Raw genomic sequence first — 18,211 nt, 5'->3', positions numbered from 1 at the left:
GCGAGAATGATCTTGTGTCAGCCCTTGGCTGACTTCTTACCAACCTTGATCGAAAACGAAACGGCAAAATTCGCGTGCAGTTCGCTCGACGAATCGCCCTTTCGTGTCAACGACCCTTCCATCACTGAAAGAGAATCTCTTGTCCGGTACTTGCGTCATTGGTCTGCAGTGGGGCGACGAAGCCAAAGGCAAACTCGTCGACTTGTTGGCACCACGATTTGATTGGGTTGTTCGCTATCAAGGCGGGGCCAACGCGGGACACACCGTCGTCGCGGGGGATGAAACCTACAAACTGCATCACATCCCGTCCGGGATTTTGCACAGCGATGTTCAAAACGTCATCACCCCTGGCGTCGTGATCAACCCGACCACGATGCTGCAAGAAATCGATGGCCTGCAAGCTCGCGGGATCGATGTCTTTCAAAATCTGAAGGTCAGTGAACGGGCTCACTTGGTGATGCCTTGGCACATGATCGAAGATGCAACGATCAACGCCACCGCCGTGCGCGGGGAATCGATCGGCACCACCAACCGTGGGATCGGCCCGTGTTACCGTGACAAGGTCGGACGCACCCACGCGATTCGGATGATCGACTTGATCGAAGGATCTCGCGATGAACGCATCGCGACGGTCGCCGGACAAAAACAAGCGTTGTTGAAAAACTTGGGTGCTTCCGAGGAAGAACTTGAGTCGATCGCACCTGAGAAGATGGTCGCTCTGGCCGCTTCTTGGGCGGAGCGTTTGGCTCCCATGATCGCGGACACCACCGACATGGTTTTGGACGCTGCCGAAGCCAATCAAAAAATGTTGTTTGAAGGTGCTCAAGGTGCCTTGCTGGACATCGACCATGGGACCTACCCCTTCGTCACCAGCAGCAACTCGTCAGGGGTCGGCGTCTGTGCCGGTGCCGGTGTGCCACCAAAGTGGATCCACCAGGTCCTCGGTGTCTGCAAGGCCTACAGCACGCGTGTCGGCGGTGGTCCATTCCCGAGTGAATTGGAAGACGAAACCGGCGAGAAGATTCGCAAGCTTGGGAACGAGTTTGGAACGACCACCGGACGCCCGCGTCGCTGCGGTTGGTTCGATGCCGTTGCCGTTCGGTACACCGCGCGTTTGTCTGGTGTGACCCGCTTGGCACTCATGATGATGGACGTGCTCGCTCACTTCGATGAGCTGAAGGTTTGTGTTGCATACGAACTGGATGGGAAAGAAATCCATCGCGTGCCAGCTCATGCCGAACAGCTTCGTCGTTGCAAGCCAATCTACGAAACGATCCAAGGCTGGAACACGCCCGTCGACGATGCCCGCTCGGTGGATGACTTCCCGCCATTGGCACTGGCCTACGTCAAACGCATCGAAGAGTTGGTGGGGATCCCGGTGGGTGTGTTGTCGGTCGGCCCCGACCGTGCCCAAACGATCTTCACCGAAGAAGCCAAAGCAATGGATCTGTAGGCTCGGCGCTGTTGTGGGATCGGCTTCCAGTCTGTCGTTGCGCTGAATTGACAGGCTAGGGGCCTGTCAGCCTGTTGATTGAGTCAGCCGGAACGCGATAGCGTCCGGTTCGTCTCCAGGAACCGTGGGCTAGCGCCGAATGGCTGAGCCTTCGATCTGGGAACGTTATCAATCAACCGTCTGCTATCCCAATGTCTTACGAAGCTTCTGCCATATCCGATGCCGGGACAACCTCAAAGGTTTTTTCGGCAATGATGTTGCCGTCGATTTCCAGCCACATTTGCCAGGGACCCAGTTTGTCCTCGATCGGGTCCCAGACCGTGTCGCCCAAGTAGAAGTTCCAGTCGTTGGTTTTGACGTACACGGAACCATCAAAGGGCGCGCGAGTTTCGCCGTGTTCATCCTTGATGCCGGGGTGATCAATGCAGAAAAATAACTCTTGGTTTTTGGCACCCTTGATGTTGACGATGAACCCAAATTCAACGTCCACGCGAGCCGGGATGGTGGTGGTGCTGCGGATGAACCGTGGGAGTTCTTTGCATTCACCATCCCACTTGGAGTGAATTCCAAAGGTTCGCATTCGCGTCTCGATTTTCTTCTTCGCCAACGATGATTCTCGATTCGAGGAGGGGGCCGTGCAAGCGACTTGCTTCAGTCTGTTCACGTCGCGGTTTGCCACCATGCCATAAATTCGTGACGAAGAAAATCCCGTGCTGCGGGCGGGCACACATCGTGTTGGTCGGCCCGAATAGAATGTGTCGATGGATCGAGTCGGCTTTCGGTTCTTCCTGTGAGCCGTTTGGGCGTTCGCACGCTGTTGATTCAATGAGCCGTACCGCGTTCGCGGCGGTTAATCAGAGGCCAACCGTGGCTATCGCCCAGCGGCTCATTGTTGTCATTCGGTTTGCGACTCAATCAGCAGGCTGTTAAGCAGGTACGCAGGTGTCATCGGGTATGTGAGCCGTTGGCATTAGCCACGGTTTTTACGCGCAGGCCAGGCGAACGACCAAACGGCTCACATGGTTGTGCCCGATCATTCCAGCCGACCTGCTTAGCCCCGATTCTGTGGTATGGAATGGAGGCGAACGTCTGAACAGTTCAGTGAATCAACTGCTGAAATGTGTTGGGGTGCGTCAGGCAATTGTGTCGGGTGCTGGTGAGTTCTTTCTTGGTGGAGGCGAGATCATGCGTTGGATTTTAGGTGCATTGGCAATGAGTTTGGTGGCTGGGAATTTGGTGATCGATCGCGCTCGAGCCAACGAACCTGAGATCTCCAAAGCGATGCGACAGTTCGTGGCGGACAAAGAAATCGCTGGAGCAGTCACTTTGGTGGTCGGCCCGGATTCGGTGAAGCATGTCAGCGTGGTCGGAATGGCCGACGTCGCCGAGGCAATTCCCTTGAAACGAGACACTCTGTTTTGGATCGCTTCGATGACCAAGCCCATCACCGGGGCTTGCGTGTTAATGCTGCAAGATGAAGGCAAGCTGTCGGTCGATGATCCAATCTCCAAGCATCTGCCAGGGATGAAGAATCTGAAGTTGGCCGATGGCACGCCCGCGAACATCACGATTCGACACCTGATGACGCACACTTCCGGGATGAGCGAATTGCCGCGTGAGAGTGCTTACACGGATCCCACGCTGGAAGTTGTCGCGAAACGTTACGCGGAATTGCCAGTGTTGTTCGAACCAGGCAGCGAATGGCGATACAGCCAAACCGGCATCAACACCGCCGCCCGGATCGTCGAGGTGGTTTCCGGAATGACTTTTGATCGCTTCGTTGAGGAAAGAATTTGTCAGCCGCTCGGGATGAAGGACACGACGTTTTATCTGACACCGGAGCAGCACGAGCGATTGACGAAGACCTACCGCGTTGTTGAGGAAGATGGCGAGAAACCAAAGCGTCTGGAAGAAGCCACGGTCAGTGTTCTATCCGGCGGCACCGCGATGAATCGCAATCGATTCCCCGCAGCGAACGGTGGGCTGTTTTCCACGGCGGATGACTACGCCAAGTTTTGCCAGATGTTGTTGCGAGACGGCCGGGTGGACGATGAGCAATTGTTGTCCAAGGCCGCGGTGCAGCAGATGCGAACGATCTGCACCGGTGATTTGAAAACCGGTTTCACTCCTGGCAACGGATGGGCGATCGGTTGCTGCGTGATTGGCGAACCGCAAGGCGTGACCAAGGCTCTGACGCCGGGAACGTTTGGACACGGGGGGGCTCATGGGACGCAGGTTTGGATCGATCCGGAGAAGGAAGTGGCGATGATCCTGATGGTCCAGCGAGCCAATTTTCCGAATGCCGACGCCTCCCAGGTCCGGCAAGCCTTCGGCGAAGCGTTGATGCAAGCTTTGTAGGAAGCGATTTGCAATCGCCGAGTCGGCCCCAGAGTAGAACAATTGTCCCCAATTGTTCCGTCCTCACACGTTCCGTCGCCAAGCCATTTGCCGATCCTCGCATCCATTGCACCAGGACCCAAGCACCCCGCGCATCCAAGCGTCCCCATGCATCCAAGCGTCCCCATGCATCCAAGCACTCAGTGCCGCGCAACCGTTCTGCTTTGAACCTGTCTCGCGCACTCGGCGTCAACCTGTCGGCAGCACCCCTTGAAACAGCCTTGTGCCGATGCGGACGAGTGTGGCACCTTCGGCGATCGCGGCGGGATAGTCGCCGCTCATACCCATCGACAATTCAGGAAGCGAAATTCCGGTGGCCGATTCCATTTGGTCGCGAAGCTCTCGCAGTTTCCCGAACTGTCGAGCCGCAGCGGCCTCATCGGTGCCCCAGCCCGCCATCGCCATCAAACCGGTGATCTTCAGGCCCGCGGTGGAGGAACCCGCGAGCTCACGCCAGTGGACCAACAGCGGTTCCAACTGCTCGATGGGCAATCCGGTTTTGGCTGCCTCTTCACTGACATTGATTTCGATCAGCCCGTCAATGGACCGCGACTGAAGCAAGCTTTCGTTGTGCAGCGCATCGAGCAACCGTTCACTGGCAATCGCGTGAACGAGTGGATCGGCGGGAAGCAAACGTCGGACTTTGTTTCGCTGCAGGTTGCCGATTTGGTGCCAGCGAATGCTGGAGTCATCGAGCGTCTGGAATTTCTGTTCCAGTAACTGAGGCCGGTTCTCGCCCAAATCATGGCACCCTGCTTCGACCAACCATCCGGTGATTTCGGCATCAACGTACTTCGTGACACCGACCACGCGAACGCTGTCGGGGGCACGCCCACATCGCTCCGCAGTTTCGGAAACGGATTGCCTGACCGTGCTCCAGTTTTCCGCGATCCGTGACTTGGCGGTCGCTTCATCGCACGCCATCTGTTGTTTCGAGATTGGTTCAGCCATGCAGGCGTTTTAACACAACACCAACCAAAGTGGCATGGGCTTCCAGCCTGTGAGAAAAGCATGTGGCGTAGGCTTCCGACTTGTGGTCGCGTGAATGTCGGTTCGAATCACAGGCATAGAAGCCGATGCCACTTTTTTGTCAGGCGATGATGCTGCGTCGATTGTTGACGTAGTCCCAGAGCACAAATCGATCGAGGTTCTTGCCGCTGGTGAAGAACACGCGGCCGCGGGTCGATTGGGCCATCCGGTAGGCGAACCGAATGTCCTCCTCGCTTTGCGACCAGCTGGGGATCAAGAAGATGTTGATCGTGATCCCTTCCTTGGCACAAAGTTGGGCTTCCCGCATCGTCGCTTCTTCGGTTTGCGGATCGGGCGGGTACAGCATGTACAGCCACTCACCTTCGAAGTGGGCGGTTGGCAAACCGTCGGTGATCAACACGACCTGTCGATTGGGAGTGTCGCAGGTGGCCAGGTTTTGGCGGGCCATTTGCAACGCGTGCTGAATGTTGGTGAAGTGCGGATGGATTTCGTGCTCACTGATGTCCGGGTTGCTCATGTCACACTTCAAACGCACCCAGGGATCATGAATCGTGACCTGCTTGGGCATGCACTCGATGATTTCGCCGGGAGTCCGGAGTTTGGCGAAGGTGTACATCTCGATGAACTTCAGGAAGTCGCCGGGGTACTCGCTGTTGATCAATCCTTGCAGCGCCAATGCCATCCGTTTGACGTTGATGTATTGGCCCTCGTATCGCATGGAACCGCTCATGTCCATGATCACCGCCGTGGCGGCCTTGGGGTGGTTGCGGGTCTTGTGGACCACAATGTCATCGCTGTGCAATCGCAGCGGACGTTCATCCTTTTGGCGAAGCAATGCGTTGATGATCGTTTGCGGCAAATCCAAGTTGGCGACGCTGTCACCGAACTCGTAGGGTTTGGTCTGCTGCAGCTCCACGGCTCCTTCGCCGACCACGTTGCCTTCATGACGGCCGGTCCGGGAGGGATCGAGTTCACTGAAAATCTGTTCCAGCAATCGACCCTGGAAGATTTTGTAGGCTTGTGGTGTCAGCCGAAATCCGGAGCCATCTTTGTTGCGTTCCAAGCCCTGGCGTTCGGCTTGTTCTCGCATCAGGTTTTCGACTTGTCGTCGCATGTCCTCGAGCTGTTCCATGTCGCCCGGCTGAGCAAACTCGCTGAGCATGTCCATGTCGATCAAACCGATCTGAGCAGACTTCTCGGCTTCCTCGAGTTGTTGCAGCAGTTCGTCGATCTTTTCCAGTTCTTCTTTGACCTCGAGTGCCTTGGGGATCGACATCGATTCATGGCCGATGAAATCGTACTTGGTCGCCAGTTCTTCGAGGTTGTGTTTGTCCTCCATCGCCGAACCGGTCGCCAACAGGTGGCGGGCCAAGTTCCCGTTGTCGTCACCGGCTTCGTACCAAAGCCTTTCAATCATGAAGGGTTGCTCCTGATTGATCGCCATCTGGAACAGTTTTTCCATTTTGGCGGGGGGCTGCACTTTTTTGGCGGCTTGGTGAAACGCTTTGCGAGCTTTCTTTTGGACCGTTCGAGCCTCGTAGGTTTCCAGAATCTTGCGTTTGCGATCCTCCAGCAACGCTTTCAGGAAATCGATGCTGGGGCCCAAGCCGGCGATCTGGCTGGGGTCGAGCTTCACCGCGTTGGCCAGGTCTTCCTCGGACAGTTCGTGAAAGTTGCCGTACATCAACGCCTGTTCAAACGCGGGCGACACCAGGTCCGGGGGCGGTTGGCTGGGCGGCGGAAAAGCGACCGGATCGTACTTTTGGTAGGAGTGGATCACCCCACCCACGGGATCGCGTCGGTCGCGAGACGGCGAATCAGATTTGGGTTGGGAAGTGTCCATGAATCGTTTCGTGGGGAGTTCGAGCGATGGGGTGGCGTCCTGCGATCGCCAGGAACACCAGTTTACGCGGCTGCAAAGCGACCCGTTCAAAGAAGTGGTTCAAGTGCTCGGTTGGATTGGTCTTGGTGTTCGTAGGCTGGGCTTCCAAGCCCGGCCAAACCGTGTTCTTTCGCCTTGGCAGGGTTGGAGTGGACCCTGGAAGGACCTTTTCACCGGTGGGTCGACGGCCTTGGAAGGCCATCGTACGGTTTGAATTCGACGGTCTTGGAAGACCATCGTACGGGGCAGTGAATCAGGACGGATTGTGCTCTGGCAGTGCCAGGCAGAGGACTGTTTGGTCGCCGCGGATGAGCATGCGATTGCCGACAATCACGGGAGCGGACCAGCACGGGTATTGCAGAGCGGGACGATCGTCGGCGGCAACCTCCAATTCCCAGACCGCCAATTCGTGGAACTGATCCGGTGTCGCTCGGACGAAATGCAGTGAACCCGTCTCTTTCAGCACCAGCAACACGTCGCCGAGTCGGGTCGCGGTGCTGCGTCGTCGATCCAGTGCCGTCCACTTGACCTCGCCGGTGGCAAAATCGATGCAGCGGAAATCGCTGTCGGGGGCATTTCGACCGCTGCATGCGTACAGGTTGGCTTTGTGCAGGATCGGCGTGGACATGTGCGCCCGCAGCGATTGAGATCGCCGGCGACCGACGGGATCTTTCCAAACCGTTTCGAACGTGGCTTGGTTGCCTTTCACACGGACGTCATAGACTGCCGCACCCGCGTCGTAGCACTCGCTGATCAGCACGCGATTGCCAGCGACGATCGGGACCATCGCGTTGACGCTCTCCAGAATGTCGGCCCGGTGATCAACCTTGCCCAGGGATTTGCCGTCGGTCGGATCCAACACCCACAAATGATCGCGAGCGAACATCAGCAGGTACTCCTTGCCGCCGATCTGGATTGTGCGTGGGCTGCTGTAGCTGGCCAAGTCGTCTCCGCCGGTCCAGTTGACCTCGCCGGTGGTGCGGTCCAGTGAGACCATCAACGTCCCTTCCGGAACCGCTCGATCCAGTCGCCCGGGGGCCAGGGTTTGTTGTTCCTCGGGACTGCCGCCGACCATCACGATGACTTGCTCGTCAACGATCAACGGGGATGAACCGGCGCCGAAGAAGTTTTGCACGACGTCATATTTCTCGTTCAGATTGACGGTCCATTGTTGCTCACCTGAGTCGCAACTCCACGCCGTGAGTTGGCCTGCCACGCCGTAGGTGAAAATCTGAGCTTGATCGGGGCCGTCACTTGATTCGGCGATCGTCGGGCTGCATCGCGGACCGGTTTCGTACCCGTACATGTCGCGGTAGTTCAGCGGGTAGGATCGCGACCACAGGACTGCTCCGGTGGTCAGATCGATCTTGCGAATTCGTTCGGTGGCGTTGGTTTCATCGAAGTGAAAGTAGCTGTTGCCGCGAACCACACCGATCCCATAGCCGTCTCCCACCTCCAGAGCCCAGTGGCATTTGGGTTGACCGTTCCAGTTCAAAGAAGCGATTGATTGGGGGGCCGACTCGGTGAGCTTCGCACTGCCGCTGAAGTCGTCGTTGAGAAAGCGGGGCCAGTCGGGCTGGGTGAGCGGCGATTGAGCCCAGCCGAGAGAAAATGACACCAGCGTCCAAGCAATCGCTCGGAAGCTGGCCAGCAGGCGGGGCGGGATCATGAAGGGAGCTCGTGGAGCGATCATCGAGAAACGTTCGGTAAGAAGTGAAATCAAGTTGTTGAAGTGGCATCCGGCAGCGGACGCTGGTCCCCATCCAAGATGCATTGTAGAACCTGAGGCCATGGCTGATTTACCCGTCACAAAACGTTTTGTCATTGCTGAAGCGGATCTGAACTGGTCGGCGTCGCGAAGTGGCGGTCCGGGCGGGCAGAATGTCAACAAAGTCAATTCCAAGGTGACGCTGCGTTGGAAGCCGGAGCCGCAAACCGGATTCGACGAATTTTGGTGCAAGCGTTTTGTGACCCAGTTTGGGACCCGCATCAACAAAGAGGGCGAAATGGTCCTCCACAGTGAAGCGACGCGGGACCAATCACGAAACCTTGCCGACGCTCGCGAACGTTTGGTCTCGATGTTGCTGGGTTGTCGAGTGCCCCCCAAAAAACGCAACGCGACGCGTCCGACGCTGGGCAGCAAGCGGCGCCGGTTGGAGGGAAAACGCCAGCAATCCGAGAAGAAACGCATGCGTGGAAAGCCTCGCCTGGACGATTGAAGGTTCTCGTTTGGCGGGCCCTTGCTATACTGACCCGTGCGCGAGTCAGATGGGATGATTCGCGGCAACCATCTTCTCCCTTTTGATTCACTTTGGCATCCTTGCTCAATGAAGCGTGCTCGGCATCTCGATGATCTTCTCCGCAGCTGGGAATTCGACCCCTCTTCGCTCAACGTCCGTCTGATCAAGGGCAAAGATGATCGCGACGTCATCCAGATGCGAGTCGACATGGGCATCCTCCAGCTGGAAACAACCGGCCGCCCAGACGGCGAATTGATCGAGTCCAGCGAAACGTATTTGCAGCACCTGCAAATGAATCGCCTGGGGAATCCCGACGCGGAACTTTCCGAAAAAGACTGCAACGAAATCGATCGCGAATTCATGCAGTTCTATCACCGCCGAATCTGCTGGTTGCGGTTGCAGTTCTATCACCGCGCGGTGATGGACGCCGATCACACGCTGCGATTGATGGATTTGTGCGACGAAATGTCTGACGATCCCGAGTGGATCTCATCGCACGAGCAATATCGGCCGTTTGTTCTGTTTCATCGCACTCAAGCGGAAGCTCTCGGGGAACTGGAAGAAAACACCCCCGAGGAAGCCATCCAAGCGATCAACCGCGGGCTGGACACGCTGCGTGAATTTTTTATCAAGCACGAGGCCGAAGAACACTTCGACGAGGACGAATTGATCGTCCGACTGGTCGATCTTCGCGAATCGCTTCGCAACGAATACTCGGTCGGACAAACATTGCGGGAACGACTGGACGCGGCGGTTCAAGAAGAAAAGTACGAATTGGCTGCTCAATTGCGAGACGAGCTGACTCGTCGCGAAACCCACTGAGTCGCTCGAGCCTGCCATGCCGCTGATCGCACCCGCGCCCCTGGGATCGTCCACTTGGTTGTTGCAACTGCGGACGTTCGCGATTGTTGGCCAGCTGATCACGATTCTCTTTGCGCGGTTGCTCACACCGACGTTGCTTCCCATCAGCGCCCTGCTGATGTTGGTGATCTTCACTGCCATCACCAACGGTGCCTACGGTTGGTGGTTGTCGCGAGCGGAACGCAATCGCGGGAAGTCGCCCACGGAATCCGCAACCGATCAGGCTTGGTCGGAGGCCGGGGTGGATGCCGAGGCAGACTTGATTTCGCAAAGCATGGACGGCCACGCCAATGTGCTCAGTGAGTTCAAATCGGAGACACCGCTGCGAGTGGCGTTTGTTCTGATGGCGATGGATCTGATCACGCTCACCGCGATGTTGTACTTGACCGGTGGAGCGGACAACCCGTTCAGTTTGTTTTACCTGGTGAACATCGCCGTGGGCGGCGTGATCCTGACCGCGCCGCTGACCTGGACGCTGACTGGGCTGGCGATTCTTGGCTACATCGTTTTGCTCATCGATTCTTGGTCGGTGGCGGGACTGACGATTCAGCCAGCAGTGACTCCCGGTTGGTTGATCGCAACGCTGGATTTGCGTGACTGCGGAATGCTGTTTGCCTTCGTGACCTGTGCCACCGTTTTGTCCTACTTTGTGACCCGAATTTCGCGTCAGTTGCGTTTGCGAGAACGGGATCTTCGACGCAGCCAATCCGAACGAGCGGACGCGATGCGTTTGGAAGGTTTGACGACACTGGCCGCGGGGGCAGCTCACGAATTGGCCTCTCCTCTTTCTGCGATCGATGTGGCCTGCCGTGAATTGACCCGGCATCTGGAGGACATTCCCAAACCCAAGTCCGTCGACGAGGACTTGTCCTTGATCGACGGCCAGTTGCTGATGTGCCGCCAAATTCTTTCGCGAATGCGAGCGGCGTCCGGTGACACCGCGGCACAGCGTTGGAATCGGACCACGCTGGGCGACTTGATCGACACCGCACTCGAGGGCATTCGGGACCCTCACCGAGTGGAGATCGTGGAGCCTGAGGGGGATGCCTCGTGGGAAGACCAGCCGATGTGGTTGCCGGAGGAGGCGGTTGCCCAAGCCATCCGCAATTTGATTCACAACGGACTGGATGCCAGTTCCCCGGAGCAATTTGTCGCGGTGGAGTTGCTGGTGGACGGGGAAGAGGCTCGTTTGCAGGTGCGAGACCAGGGGCAAGGCATGTCTGGCGAAGTCCTCGGTCGCGCCGGCGATCCGTTCTTCACCACCAAAGAACCCGGCCGTGGGATCGGGTTGGGACTGTTCTTGACCCGCAACGTGATCACACGATTGGGCGGCACGCTGAAGTTCGAAAGCACGCCGGGATTGGGCACGGTCGCGACGGTGCGTTTGCCTTTGCCCAAAGAACCAACCACGACGGAGTGATTCAGAGGTCGTGCGGCTTTCCTTCTGCCACGCTCCGGGAGGATCGAGCAAAGTGTGGGGGCATTGAAAAAGTTCAATTGCAAACTGCAAAGTGAGTTGCCGTTTGCCCTGACTCTCTGCGGGCTTCCCCTCCGGATTTTTCCAATTTCAAATTGTCAATTTGACTTTTTCAATCGAAGTCCCACCGTGCTCCGCATGCCAACACCCGAGCGATCTGCCCACTACCCCGGCCGAAACGCATGTTGACACTCGAGTCGAACCGTTGTCCTCAACTGTTCCATTGAGCAACTCTCCGCCACCAAGCCACATCGCACCCGATTCCACTCCAAACCGGCGCGTCGCACTGCTCGAACCCTTCCAGCAACCACGCAAGCATTGCAGAAAAACGTTTGACTCGGTTGGCGCCTCGTGCTTCAGCCTCGCTCTGGAAGTCGTGCCGTTTTATTTCACCCTCCCTTTGGGAGGGTCGGCCCGCTTCGGGCCGGGGAGGGTTACGAGCTGGTTCCCATGCTCGACCCTCCCCTCGCTTCGCTCGACCCTCCCAGGGGGAGGGTGATGATAAACGGGGCGACCGGAGGGGCGAATGTGTGGGCTTTTGTGGTCTGGTGACTGACGAAATCCACACCGACCGTGGGGCTGAATCGTTTCCTTGGACTGCTATACTGGAACGCCCGTACTCCCACCGACTGATGCACTGGTGCAACGATGAGTTTCTCTGATTCGAACAGCGGCAACGACGGTGTGCTGCCCTATTCCAGTCCATCCGAGGTGTGCACCTCCGAAACCGTGGGGGCAGAAAGCATCTTGCTGGTGGACGACACCGTCGTGCTTCGCGAACGGATGGCGGTGGCCATGCAAAGCCGTGGTTTTCGCGTCACAACGGCGGGCAACTACGACGAAGCCGTGGCCGTGTTCAGCCAATCACCAACCGATTTGGCGGTGCTCGATTTGCGAATGCCAGGTCGCAGTGGCTTGGATCTGTTGCGCCGCGTGCTGGAGATCAAACCGGATTGCCGCGTCCTGATGCTGTCCGGGTTTGGCAGCATTCCCGCCTCGATCGATGCGGTGCGTGCCGGTGCGGTCAACTTCTTGAGCAAACCCGCTGACACGGACGACATCTTGTCCGCCTTCATTCGCGGTGCAGGGCAAAACGTTCCCGAAGGCGGGCTGGCGTTCCCGGCACCGTCGCTGGCTCGGAACGAGTGGGAACACATTCACCGGGTGCTGTCTGATTGCGGCAACAACATCTCCGAAGCCGCTCGCAGGCTCGGCATCCACCGTCGGTCGTTGCAACGAAAGCTTCGCAAGCGAGCCCCCGAGGATCCCAAGACTCCCGGTGCGGACGACGTGTTCGAAGACGACGAAGACTGATTTCACGTCGAACGCTGAGGCCGTCAATCACAACCCGACACCTGACGGCCTGTTGATTGAATCCTAACTCGAAGCGTTAAGCAGGTGTCATCGGGTATGTGAGCCGTTTGGCGTTTGCCACGGTTCCCACGCAAAACCGGGCTAACGCTGGGCTGTCAAAAGGTTGGTATTGCCACCGCTTTGGACTGCGCAGGTTTCGTTCCTCGACTTCGCCCCAACGGGGCAGCCCTATGCCAGCCCAGGGCAACGCCCTGGGTTGTGGCGGGACCAAGATTACAAAGCCCCAACGGGGGCGGTCCTAGCGGGTTTTGGGGAGTCTTTCTTAGGGCCGCCCCGTTGGGGCTGGTGTCGGAATCTCCGTAACGAAACCCCAGGCGATGCCTGGGGCTATCTTAGAGCTGCCCCGTTGGGGCGTAGGACAGAATAAAAATCAACGTCGCATTTTCCGTGTCAATACCAACCTTTTGACAGTCCAGGGCGAACGCCCAAACGGCTCACAAGGTGAAACCCAATCAATCCTGCGTGCCTGCTTAGCGAGGGATCGCGTGACATTGCAACGAGCCTGTGGGTCCTTCGTTCACGCGTCGGGTTGTGAAATCGAGTGAATCAACAAGCCGGTGAGCGAGGGACGCCCCCAATTCCCAGGACGGCCCCATCCGGGGCGATACCCAGACGCCGTCCAGCGGTACCTGGGCCCGTTCGCGTTCCAAGCCAGCGTTCCGCCACAACCAACCCACGACAACCAAACAAAACCCCGCCTGTGAGAACACAGGCGGGGTTTCGAATTTCATTCTCGATGGATGGAGTCGAAACTCAATCAGCACGGACTAGATGTCGGTGTTGGCATCGGGTTGTGGCACTGGAGGAGCAGCTTCTTGAGCTTGGTCGCTGCTGCTTTTGACTTCTTCTGCAGCAGGTGCGGCAGGAGCAGCTTCTTCAGCGGCTGGAGCGGCTTCTTCAGCGGCTGGAGCAGCAGGAGCTTCCTCAGCAGCAGGTGCTGGTGGGGCAGCTTCTTCGGCAGGAGTCGCGTCCGTTGCTTCGTCAGCGACGGGAGCAGCCGGTGCAGCTTCTTCGGTTGCTGCCGCAGCTTCGCCGTTGACGACGCTACCAGGAACCAAAGTTTCGCCTGGAGCCAATTCAAAGCCTTCGCTGCTTTGAATGACGGAACCTTCCATCACAGGAGCAACTGAGCCACCGCAGCAAGGAGCTGCTTCGACAACAGGTGCAGGTGTGCCACAGCAAGGTGCTGGTGCAGGTGCTGCTTCGCAGCACGGTGCAGGAGCTGGTTCGCAGCATGGTGCTGGAGCTGGTTCGCAGCAAGGTGCTGGAGCTGGCTCGCAGCAAGGCTCAGGTGCACAGCATTTCTTCGACTTCAGTTTGGCCAGCAATCCGCCGCCACACTTGTGTGCCTTCAAACCGCTGAACAAGCCGCCTGAGTTGCAGCATTGGTTGGAGTGCAAGAACTTGAAAGCACTTGCATTGCTACTGAAAGCCAACGACGCACCCAACATCAGTGCGACGACGGCGGTACCCTTCACCAAATTCCGATTCATGTGTTTCTCCAGAGTTAAGTTCGGAGGTTTCGGTGCGATCCGTGTTCGCACGCTTGAATTGAGGTGGCATCCGGTCACCCTGATCAATTGCGTTTACACTCCGTCCCTAATTTGCCCATGAGAGGGGGTTTGGGGGGAGGTGCGGTGACATTACCGCTTGCAGTGACTTTGCGTTACGGTAGCTCGCTAGTAAATGTTGTCAATTGCCCAAAGCACCTAAACTCCTTCTGCTGAGTGGGTTTGAGCCGTCCACTCGGAGTCCTGGTCCAGGCTCGCCCCTCGAAATTGGGGCGACGGTTTCCGGGCGAATTCAGTCGACTGCCCCGCAGATTCGCGTTTTCACGGGGAAATGCGAGCTTGCCTGGGCGACTGGCATCTTAGAAGCCGGTTGCCGAGGACAATGCCAAGACTCAGAGATGGCGTGGAATCTTCCTCAGGCCGGATTTCGTGGCGGAGGATTTTCCACAGGGCGTTCCCAACCAAAGACGTCTCGCGGGACACCCGGGATTCAGAGGTCCTGCGGTTCTTAACTGCCGTGCCAGTGACGCCGTCAGAACCCTGCCCGACGAAGGAGGTCGTGCAGTTTTCCTTCACCCTCCTCTTGGGAGGGTCGGACCGCTTCGGGCCGGGGCGGGTTACGCGCTGGATCCAATGCGGAGCCGCTCCCCTCGCTTCGCTCCACTTCTCCCCAAACTTCGTTTCGGGAGAGGTGGACGCAAATGGACGAACTATCGCTGCATCGATTCGGTGGCGGTTGCAGCGGGGGCCGCGGCGGTTTGGGTTTGTTCCTGAGCGTTCAGGATGCGAGCCATTTCGTCTCCGTTTTCGAAGTCCAAGATCAGCTCGGGTTCGCCGGTTGCGATCCCCAGGACCATTCCCGAAATTCTCCAGCCTTCACTTTGTTGAACGACGGGCAGGACAATTTGGAATTCTTGTTTGGTTCCATCGGCTTGGGAAGGCTCGCTCCACACGCAGTGAACCAAACGCGTGGGGTACTTCTGGCCTTCGGGAAGGTGTTCCATCCCGACTTCTTCGCTGCGGGTGATCGTGACTTCTGCGTCAGGTGAACCGAGCGGTTGGACGACGTGTCCAATCCGAGCCAATTCCGACTGAGCACGCTTGGTCAGCAGCGTCATGGCGGTGTTTTCGGCGCCACCACGGCGAATTCGGTCGAGAAACTGACCGACAACCGATTCAGCTTCGTCCGCAGAAGCAGCGGTGGTTGGGGAGGCAGTGCTGGATTGGGAGGCGACTGATTCGGGGGTGGACGAACCACAACCGGTCATGGAAAGCGTTGCGGCTGCGACCGAGAAACCAAGAGCAAAACGACCCAAGATCCGCATGACTGAAACGGACATATTTTCCATCCCTGGAATTGAATGACTGACACACAAATGGCGATGCGTTCATCGCCAAGGTCGTGGAATAGTCGATTCAGCCCACAGGGGTCAACACAATTGCGAGAATTCGCTGGCCAACCTCCACAACTTGTCGCTCAAGATCCCCGCCCGACGAAGAGGTCGTGCAGTTTTTAAATGCTGTGCTTGCCAAGCGTTTATCATCACCCTCCCCCTGGGAGGGTCGAGCGAAGCGAGGGGAGGGTCGAGCATCGGCACCAGCGCGTAACCCTCCCCGGCCCGAAACGGGCCGACCCTCCCAAAGGGAGGCTGAAATAAAAGTGCACGACCTCGAAAACGGGAGGGGTCGGAAAACGAGCGTTCAGCGAGATTTCCGGGGGACGGCAATCCGCGCCGCTTCCGATGCCCAGCCCTCACCCTCGCGTCCGCCTGAACGGCGTCGCTCGACCTAGTATATCGCTCTCCCCAAACTTCGTTTCGGGAGAGGTTCTCAAATGCAGAAACCCGCCAAAACGCGGGCTCGATCAACTGCACGCCCTTTGGAATCGGGGGGAAGTTGCGTGATGGTCAACAATTGAACTGCGAACTGAAACTGGAAGACGAACGCGTCGGGCGATGATCCACTCCCGCTCAATGCTACTTCGCGGCTTTCTGGGCGCCGCGGTTCCGACGCAGTTGGCCGCATGCGGCGTTGATTTCGTCGCCTTTGCGTTGCCGAAAATTCACGTTCACCCCCGCGGATTCCAAGATCGCTCGGAAACGCGCGATCGCGGCCCCGCTGGGCGTTCGATAGGGCAAACCCGCAACGGGGTTGTAGGGGATCACGTTCATCATCACGCTGCGGCCGCGCAGAATTTGGCTCAGTTGACGCGCGTGTTCGTCGCCGTCGTTGATCCCGCCCAGCAACACGTATTCGAACGTCAAACGCCGACCCGAGGAGTGGAAGTATCGATCCGCGGCTTCCAAGACGGGTTCAATTCCAATCTTGCGATTGATCGGGACCAGCTCACTTCGCAGTTCATCGTTGGGGGCGTGCAGCGAGACGGCCAGGTTGTACGGGATCCCGGTTGCAGCCAGTTTGTCGATCGCCGGTGGCAATCCCACCGTGCTGATCGTGATGCGTCGCGGGCTGATGCCCAGCCCATCTTCATTGCGAGCGACGTCGAGAGCGGCCAACACACCTGGCAAATTGGCCAGCGGTTCGCCCATGCCCATCATCACGATGTGGCTGAGCCGTTCGGTGGCGGGCAGGCGTTGCTGCAGTCGCAGCATTTGTTCCAGGATTTCGCCGCCGGTCAGATTGCGATCCACGCCATCCAGTCCACTGGCGCAGAACACGCAGCCCATCGCACAGCCGACTTGGCTGCTGACGCAAATGCTGCGTCGCGGACCGTCCCGCAACAACACGCATTCGACTTCGCCCCCGTCGACCAATCGGATCAGGATTTTCTCCGTGCCGTCCTTGGACTTCGAGACGAGCGCTTCGGTCGCGTTGAAGATCGCAAAGTGCTCTTCCAGCTGAGCTCGCAGCTTGGCCGGCAAGTCCGTCATTTCTTCGAACGCGGTGGCTCGTCCGGAAAACAGCCAACGCCGAATTTGTTTGGCGCGGAAGGGCTTTTGGCCCTGCTCTTGCAACCATTCTTTGAGCTGATCGAGCGACCAGTTCAGCAAGTGCTTTTTACGGGGGCCGGCGGACTCCGAATCAGAGGTCGTGACGAGCGGCAATGAGACCATCGGAGTCAAACAAATTGAAAAGAGGAAAGCGGCGGTGTGATTTTGATCCGGCGTGACTTCCCTATCAGACGCTTCGTTGGCCTGGAATGCAAACGGAAATCATGGCCAACCAACGTCCAACGGCAGCGTCAGGGTTGGACGCTGATTTGGTTGTCGATCCGCGAGACGCCGGGTTCCAAACGCATCAGCAATTCGGTCATTCGGCGGTCGGATTCGTTGCGAACCATGCCGCTCAGCGTGACTGTGCGATCTTGGATCTGAACGTTCACGCCATCATAACGCGAGGATTGAGAATTCATACGGCCGGGCAAGTTGCCGTTGATGGTGGTCAGATTCGAGGTGCCGCGCAGACGCGATGAGGCGGACTGCTGCACACGACCGGATTGAAGTGGTGCGACTTCCACGGCGCTGCGAAGTCGAGTTCGAATCGCTGGGGAGGACGTGTTGCCGCGGCCTGCATTGCCGCCGCCAAACAGGCTGCCAAAGGCCGCTCCGAGGCCACCGCCACCACCAAATCCGCCGCCGAACGCTCCGCCTCCCGTGCCGCCACCGCCTCCTCCGCCGGCTTGGGACACCGTGGCCGCACCGACGGGCGATGCGGTGTTGGCACCCACTGCTCCGCCTCGCTGGATGCCTTCACTGAAGACCGCGTCAGGATCCAAGCCTTGGCTGATAGTCCCTTCTGCTTGTCCGCCCGTGCCGGTTCCTGTTCCACCCTGCTGAGCGATCGCCGACGATCCCATGGCGATCCAGAGAGTGGACGCGGCCAGGCACGCTACAATTTGAGACGTTCGTTTCATGCGACTATCGCTCGGTGGACGTTGGGTTTCGGATACGATTGAGGGAGTGACACTCCTTCTCTGATTGTAGCTAGCCCCCACGAGCTCGTCCAAAATGATTCCTCCTCGATCCTTGTCTTTCAGTCGCTCATTCGCACGGAAGTTTCCAGTTG

At 58.0% G+C, this 18,211-nt stretch carries 14 protein-coding genes; 6 read left to right on the top strand and 8 right to left on the bottom strand.

Annotation, left to right across the window (positions count from 1 at the left end; translation table 11 throughout):
- Window positions 1-139 precede the first annotated feature (139 nt).
- A complete protein-coding gene (locus tag PSR62_RS23325) occupies window positions 140-1,453 on the top strand; it encodes an adenylosuccinate synthase (protein WP_274405363.1) in 1,314 nt (437 codons plus the stop codon).
- A gap of 196 nt (window positions 1,454-1,649) precedes the next feature.
- Here PSR62_RS23325 and PSR62_RS23320 read toward each other — a convergent pair whose 3' ends face one another.
- Entirely contained in the window at window positions 1,650-2,033 is a 384-nt protein-coding gene (locus PSR62_RS23320; RefSeq protein ID WP_274405362.1) for a DUF3859 domain-containing protein, read from the bottom strand.
- Window positions 2,034-2,638: 605 nt separating this feature from the next.
- Between PSR62_RS23320 and PSR62_RS23315 the strand changes: the two genes are divergently transcribed.
- Window positions 2,639-3,811, top strand: a complete 1,173-nt coding sequence (locus tag PSR62_RS23315; protein ID WP_338020252.1) for a serine hydrolase domain-containing protein — start codon at window positions 2,639-2,641, stop codon at window positions 3,809-3,811.
- 228 nt (window positions 3,812-4,039) lie between these two features.
- On the opposite strand, the gene PSR62_RS23310 is transcribed toward PSR62_RS23315, so the two are convergent.
- The 3 genes from PSR62_RS23310 to PSR62_RS23300 all read right to left on the bottom strand — a co-directional run bounded on the left by PSR62_RS23310 (window position 4,040) and on the right by PSR62_RS23300 (window position 8,391).
- The gene (locus tag PSR62_RS23310; RefSeq protein WP_274405360.1) at window positions 4,040-4,801 is read right to left on the bottom strand and encodes a YggS family pyridoxal phosphate-dependent enzyme; all 762 of its coding nucleotides are present in this window, start codon (window positions 4,799-4,801) and stop codon (window positions 4,040-4,042) included.
- Between the two features lie 139 nt (window positions 4,802-4,940).
- On the bottom strand, window positions 4,941-6,683 hold the full coding sequence (locus PSR62_RS23305) for a hypothetical protein (protein ID WP_274405359.1): 1,743 nt from the start codon (window positions 6,681-6,683) through the stop codon (window positions 4,941-4,943).
- A 292-nt stretch (window positions 6,684-6,975) separates the two neighbouring features.
- On the bottom strand, window positions 6,976-8,391 hold the full coding sequence (locus tag PSR62_RS23300; protein WP_443217464.1) for an outer membrane protein assembly factor BamB family protein: 1,416 nt from the start codon (window positions 8,389-8,391) through the stop codon (window positions 6,976-6,978).
- A 121-nt stretch (window positions 8,392-8,512) separates the two neighbouring features.
- Between PSR62_RS23300 and arfB the strand changes: the two genes are divergently transcribed.
- From arfB to PSR62_RS23280, 4 genes are all read left to right on the top strand, one after another.
- Entirely contained in the window at window positions 8,513-8,941 is a 429-nt protein-coding gene (arfB, locus tag PSR62_RS23295) for an alternative ribosome rescue aminoacyl-tRNA hydrolase ArfB (protein WP_274405357.1), read from the top strand.
- A 108-nt stretch (window positions 8,942-9,049) separates the two neighbouring features.
- The gene (locus PSR62_RS23290; RefSeq protein WP_274405356.1) at window positions 9,050-9,784 is read left to right on the top strand and encodes a UvrB/UvrC motif-containing protein; all 735 of its coding nucleotides are present in this window, start codon (window positions 9,050-9,052) and stop codon (window positions 9,782-9,784) included.
- Window positions 9,785-9,800: 16 nt separating this feature from the next.
- Window positions 9,801-11,243 (top strand): sensor histidine kinase, encoded by a 1,443-nt coding sequence (locus PSR62_RS23285; RefSeq protein WP_274405355.1) that lies wholly within the window; start codon window positions 9,801-9,803, stop codon window positions 11,241-11,243.
- A gap of 705 nt (window positions 11,244-11,948) precedes the next feature.
- On the top strand, window positions 11,949-12,614 hold the full coding sequence (locus PSR62_RS23280) for a response regulator transcription factor (protein WP_274405354.1): 666 nt from the start codon (window positions 11,949-11,951) through the stop codon (window positions 12,612-12,614).
- An 827-nt stretch (window positions 12,615-13,441) separates the two neighbouring features.
- On the opposite strand, the gene PSR62_RS23275 is transcribed toward PSR62_RS23280, so the two are convergent.
- From PSR62_RS23275 to PSR62_RS23260, 4 genes are all read right to left on the bottom strand, one after another.
- Window positions 13,442-13,789 carry a hypothetical protein gene (locus PSR62_RS23275; RefSeq protein WP_274405353.1) on the bottom strand — a complete coding sequence of 116 codons (348 nt, stop codon included), beginning with the start codon at window positions 13,787-13,789 and terminating at the stop codon, window positions 13,442-13,444.
- Window positions 13,790-14,895: 1,106 nt separating this feature from the next.
- Window positions 14,896-15,525: a hypothetical protein gene (locus tag PSR62_RS23270; RefSeq protein WP_274405352.1), complete on the bottom strand. Its 630-nt coding sequence runs from the start codon at window positions 15,523-15,525 to the stop codon at window positions 14,896-14,898.
- Window positions 15,526-16,161: 636 nt separating this feature from the next.
- Window positions 16,162-17,259 (bottom strand): 23S rRNA (adenine(2503)-C(2))-methyltransferase RlmN, encoded by a 1,098-nt coding sequence (gene rlmN / locus PSR62_RS23265; RefSeq protein ID WP_274405351.1) that lies wholly within the window; start codon window positions 17,257-17,259, stop codon window positions 16,162-16,164.
- A 128-nt stretch (window positions 17,260-17,387) separates the two neighbouring features.
- Entirely contained in the window at window positions 17,388-18,059 is a 672-nt protein-coding gene (locus PSR62_RS23260) for a BON domain-containing protein (protein WP_274405350.1), read from the bottom strand.
- Between the last annotated feature and the right edge of the window lie 152 nt (window positions 18,060-18,211).

The sequence above is a fragment of the Rhodopirellula sp. P2 genome (assembly GCF_028768465.1).
Lineage (GTDB): Bacteria > Planctomycetota > Planctomycetia > Pirellulales > Pirellulaceae > Rhodopirellula.
This window is presented reverse-complemented; position numbering and strand designations above follow the sequence as displayed.